We start from the raw sequence: 4,784 nt of genomic DNA on the forward strand, positions 1-4,784 counted from the left end.
ATTCATCATGGCGATGGAACGCGTTGCGGATCTTGATCACCCCTGTATCGACGAACAGATGGCCGTTGCGCGCGTTGCGCGTAGGCATCACGCAGTCGAACATGTCGACGCCGCGGCGCACACCCTCAACGAGATCTTCCGGTTTGCCTACCCCCATAAGGTAACGAGGTTTGTCAGCAGGCATCTGGCCCGGCAGGTAATCCAGCACCTTGATCATTTCGTGCTTGGGTTCGCCCACCGACAGGCCGCCGATGGCCAGGCCGTCGAAGCCAATGTTTTCCAGGCCTTCCAGCGAGCGCATGCGCAGGTCCTGGTACATGCCGCCCTGGACGATGCCGAACAGCGCCGCGGTGTTGTCGGCGTGGGCGTTCTTCGAGCGCTGGGCCCAGCGCAGCGATAGCTCCATGGAGGTACGCGCCACGTCGTGCTCGGCCGGGTACGGAGTGCATTCGTCGAAGATCATCACCACGTCCGAGCCCAGGTCGCGCTGCACCTGCATCGACTCTTCCGGGCCCATGAACACTTTCGAGCCATCGACCGGCGAGGCGAAGGTCACGCCCTCTTCCTTGATCTTGCGCATAGCGCCCAGGCTGAACACCTGGAAACCGCCGGAATCGGTGAGGATCGGGCCTTTCCACTGCATGAAGTCGTGCAGGCCGTTGTGCTTCTTGATCACCTCTGTGCCCGGGCGCAGCCACAGGTGGAAGGTGTTGCCCAGGATCATCTCGGCGCCGATGGCCTCGATGTCGCGCGGCAGCATGCCCTTGACCGTGCCATAGGTACCCACCGGCATGAACGCCGGGGTTTCCACGGTGCCGCGTGGGAAGGTGATGCGACCACGACGGGCCTTGCCGTCGGTGGCCAGCAGTTCGAAGGACATTCGACAGGTGCGACTCATGCTTGATCCTCGGGCCCGCGTGGCGCCGGATTGCGGGTGATGAACATGGCATCACCGTAACTGAAGAAGCGGTACCCGTGCTCGACCGCCGCCGCGTAGGCGGCCATGGTCTCGGGGTAGCCGGCGAAGGCCGAGACCAGCATCAGCAGCGTGGACTCCGGCAGGTGGAAGTTGGTGACCAGGGCGTCGACTACATGGAACGGGCGGCCTGGGTAGATGAAGATGTCGGTGTCGCCGCTGAAGGCCTTGAGCACGCCATCGCGCGCTGCGCTTTCCAGCGACCGCACGCTGGTGGTACCGACCGCGATCACGCGGCCGCCACGGGCACGGCAGGCCTCGATGGCGTCGACCACATCCTGGCCCACTTCGAGCCACTCTTTATGCATGTGGTGGTCTTCGATCTTGTCGACCCGCACTGGCTGGAAGGTACCCGCGCCCACGTGCAGGGTGACAAAGGCCCGCTCGACGCCCTTTGCGGCAATTTTTTCCAGCAAGGCTTCGTCAAAGTGCAGGCCCGCAGTGGGCGCTGCGACCGCCCCGGCACGCTCGGCGTACACGGTCTGGTAGCGCTCGCGGTCGGCGCCCTCATCGGGGCGGTCGATGTAGGGCGGCAGTGGCATATGGCCGACGCGGTCGAGCAATGGCAGCACCTCTTCGGTGAAGCGCAACTCGAACAGCGTGTCATGGCGCGCGACCATCTCGGCCTCGCCACCGCCATCGATGAGAATGACCGCACCCTCCTTGGGCGCCTTGCTGGCACGCACATGGGCCAGCACCCGGTGGCTGTCGAGCACGCGCTCGACCAGCACTTCCAGCTTGCCGCCGGAGGCCTTCTGGCCAAACAACCGCGCCGGGATCACCCGGGTGTTGTTGAACACCATCAGGTCGCCGGGGCGCAGGTGGTCGAGCAGATCGGGAAATTGCTGATGGGCCAGCGCGCCGCTCGGCCCATCGAGGACCAGCAGACGGCTGCCATGGCGCTCGGCCAGTGGGTGGCGAGCGATCAGGGAATCGGGGAGTTCGAAGGAAAAATCGGCGACGCGCATGATGATGTTCGGTTCGGCAGGGCCGGGAAGTTTAGCCCAATGCGCGAAAATTGACCATGAAAGCCGATTGACCGACCAGCGGCGTCTCTCTATACTGCGCGCCACGCCCTGATGGCGGAATTGGTAGACGCGGCGGATTCAAAATCCGTTTTCGAAAGGAGTGGGAGTTCGAGTCTCCCTCGGGGCACCAAGATCCGGAAAAAACCGACCTTATGGTCGGTTTTTTTTCGTCTGCATTTTTTGCAAGCGCGCGTGAGCTCGCCGGGCTTATGCCCATCTATGTTCTGGGCTCAGGCACGCTTCATGCCGAGGTGTTCAGAAAAGCGCAGCTGGTAGCCGTCCGGGTCAGCGTTTTCAATCGGATTTCTCATGACATGCCCCGAAGCCGCAAGCGTAAGCAAATCCAGTTAAGTCCCCGCAGGCGCCAGAGTCCGGCAGCTTGACGCCGCCCCAATGACTCCGGGCACTTCACGCATATCTGCACTCTATTGGCCATCACCGGGATTAACACTTAAGCTTTCATTCGTCGGATATATTCCGAAAGCATTGATAGCGTAATAGCACTTGGCCATAGTTGCGCTCCCTTTTATCCACCCTGTGTGACCCATGAAAACAATCGCGCCCTGTGTGGCAGCAATGATGCTGCTTAGTGGGTGCAATGGAGTGCCAACGTCGTACCTTTCAGATCCCGTCTACAGCCAGGCCTTTCTGGTGACATCTGGCCCGCCGCTGCCAATGTTGCTGATGGCCAGCGCCATCCAGTGGAACGAGGATTATGCAGTAACCGCCAAACATACCCCCTTCCTGCGCCACGTTGTCCATGAAGGCCTGGGCGATGTGGTGTTCTTCAAGCACAAGGCAGCCAAGGTCCCGCTGTGGCGCCAGTATGTGCCTGGTGAGGGGGTAACGGCGGTCGGCTTCAACAGCCTGATGATGCCGGTACAGGGCAAGGGCCATGCACTGCCGTCGCTGGTGCGCCTTGAAGGGACGCCAGGCAGTGTCTTCTACTCGGTGCACGACGGGCCTGTGGTCAAAGGCATGTCCGGCGGGCCGGTGTTCGCCGACGATGGCACGGTGGTGGGGATCAACATTGCGATCATCCCCAGAGGCGAGATCGACGCCAGCAAGCGCCCCGACCTCATCGGCAAGGCACGCATCAGCGTGTTCATGTCGTTCAGCGAAATAGACAAGGAATGGCGGCGTTACCAGTTTCAGCTGGCGCAAAAAGCCAAGCCCGCTGCTCCTGTGGCTATCAAGGGGTATGTGGCGGTGGTTGCCAAACCAAAACCCTGAATTGGCGCTGGCCCGCATGTTCCTGGCTTCGCCATTGACCAGGAGCTGGTCGAGCGTCGGGCCGCAAAATTCGCGGACGAAATGCTGATCATGACGCAAGGCTAGCGGCCCCTTCGCGGTGAATCCGCTCCTACAGGGGCCCAGCCCTGTTGCTGAACACTTCTGTAACACCACCCTGACGAACAGCACCGAACCATGCCAGTCCCTCGACGTCCGATCCTGCATCCCCCGCGTTCCGAGGTACCCCGCGTGAAAGACATCATCGCCCGCAAGTACCGCCTGGTCGTGAAGACCATCGGTTACATCGGCTGGTCGCTGTTCTGGCTGCTGATCTGGGATGTGCTGGTCACCATCGACTTCATGCTGTTCTTCAACAGCAAGTTCACCCTGCCGCTGATTCCGCTGACCCTGCTGGGCTCGGCGCTGGTGGTGCTGGTGAGTTTCCGCAACAGCAGTGCCTACAACCGCTGGTGGGAGGCGCGCACGTTGTGGGGCGCGCTGGTGAACAGTTCGCGCAGCTTTGCGCGACAGACGCTGACACTGATCGATGACCGCGACGATGGGCTCAACCCGGTGAAGGCCACGTTGCTGCGCAGGCATATCGCCTATGTGAACTGCCTCGCCGCGCACCTTAAAGGCGAGCGCTGCCCGGATGAACTGATGGCCTTCATCCCGCCGGCAGAATTCGAGCGGCGCAACCGTTCGAACAACTTTGCCAATGACATTCTTGGGGGCTCGGCGGCCCTGCTGGCACGGGAATACCAGGCCGGGCGCCTGGACAGCATTCGCCTGGCGCGGCTGGAATCGACCCTGGTGGACCTGTCCAATGCGCAGGGCGGCATGGAGCGCATCGCCAATACGCCGCTACCCTACCCTTATGTGTATTTTCCGCGGTTGTTCATCACCCTGTTCTGCCTGATCGTGCCGGTCGGGCTGGTGGAGTCGCTGGGCTGGTTTACGCCGCTGGCTTCGACCGTGGTGGGGTTCATGCTGCTGGCCATCGAGCGGATTGGCACGGATTTGCAGAGCCCGTTCAGGTTCAGTGAGCACCAGATCCAGATGGACACCATTTGCGAGACGATCGAGCGCAATCTGGAATCGATGCAGCGGGAGGCGCAGTGTGGGGAGCTGGCCTAGCGCATGACCTCAAGGGCCCTATCGCCGGCAAGCCAGCTCCCACAAGGGAGCGTAAAAACCCGAAGACTTGCGCAATACCTGTGGGAGCTGGCTTGCCGGCGATGGGCCGCAACGCGGCCCCGGCTATCGGTCAGGCGCGCACATACCGCTGGCGCAGCACATCACTGAGCACATCCACCAGCAACACCAGCACCAGCATGCCCAGGATCACCGTGCTGGCCTGGGCCTCCTGGAACAGGCTCAGGGTGGTGTACAGCATCTGCCCCAACCCGCCCGCCCCGACCAACCCCAGCACACTGGCCATGCGGATGTTGTTCTCCCAGCGGTACAGGCTGTAGGCCAGCAACTGCGGCCAGAGATTGGGTAAGGTGCCATAGCAGAACGCCGCGACCTGGCCACCACCCTGCAAG

At 62.0% G+C, this 4,784-nt stretch carries 5 protein-coding genes and 1 tRNA gene; 3 read left to right on the forward strand and 3 right to left on the reverse strand.

Going from position 1 to position 4,784, the window contains the following annotated elements; all coding sequences use genetic code 11:
* Window positions 1-880: tRNA guanosine(34) transglycosylase Tgt (gene tgt / locus HP546_RS25965; protein WP_172231420.1), on the reverse strand; the 880-nt coding region annotated here is incomplete at its 3' end.
* Between the two features lie 14 nt (window positions 881-894).
* Window positions 895-1,944 carry a tRNA preQ1(34) S-adenosylmethionine ribosyltransferase-isomerase QueA gene (gene queA, locus HP546_RS25970; protein ID WP_172231411.1) on the reverse strand — a complete coding sequence of 350 codons (1,050 nt, stop codon included), beginning with the start codon at window positions 1,942-1,944 and terminating at the stop codon, window positions 895-897.
* Between the two features lie 105 nt (window positions 1,945-2,049).
* Between queA and HP546_RS25975 the strand changes: the two genes are divergently transcribed.
* The 3 genes from HP546_RS25975 to HP546_RS25985 all read left to right on the forward strand — a co-directional run bounded on the left by HP546_RS25975 (window position 2,050) and on the right by HP546_RS25985 (window position 4,374).
* Window positions 2,050-2,134 (forward strand) — tRNA-Leu (locus tag HP546_RS25975).
* A gap of 449 nt (window positions 2,135-2,583) precedes the next feature.
* Window positions 2,584-3,237, forward strand: coding sequence for a serine protease (locus HP546_RS25980; protein ID WP_172231423.1), 654 nt, complete (start codon window positions 2,584-2,586; stop codon window positions 3,235-3,237).
* A gap of 249 nt (window positions 3,238-3,486) precedes the next feature.
* Complete coding sequence (locus HP546_RS25985) at window positions 3,487-4,374, forward strand: bestrophin family ion channel (RefSeq protein WP_172231414.1); 888 nt, start codon at window positions 3,487-3,489, stop codon at window positions 4,372-4,374.
* Between the two features lie 130 nt (window positions 4,375-4,504).
* On the opposite strand, the gene HP546_RS25990 is transcribed toward HP546_RS25985, so the two are convergent.
* Window positions 4,505-4,784: ABC transporter permease subunit (locus HP546_RS25990; RefSeq protein WP_172231417.1), on the reverse strand; the 280-nt coding region annotated here is incomplete at its 5' end.

The organism is Pseudomonas sp. CM25, from assembly GCF_013179705.1.
Lineage (GTDB): Bacteria > Pseudomonadota > Gammaproteobacteria > Pseudomonadales > Pseudomonadaceae > Aquipseudomonas.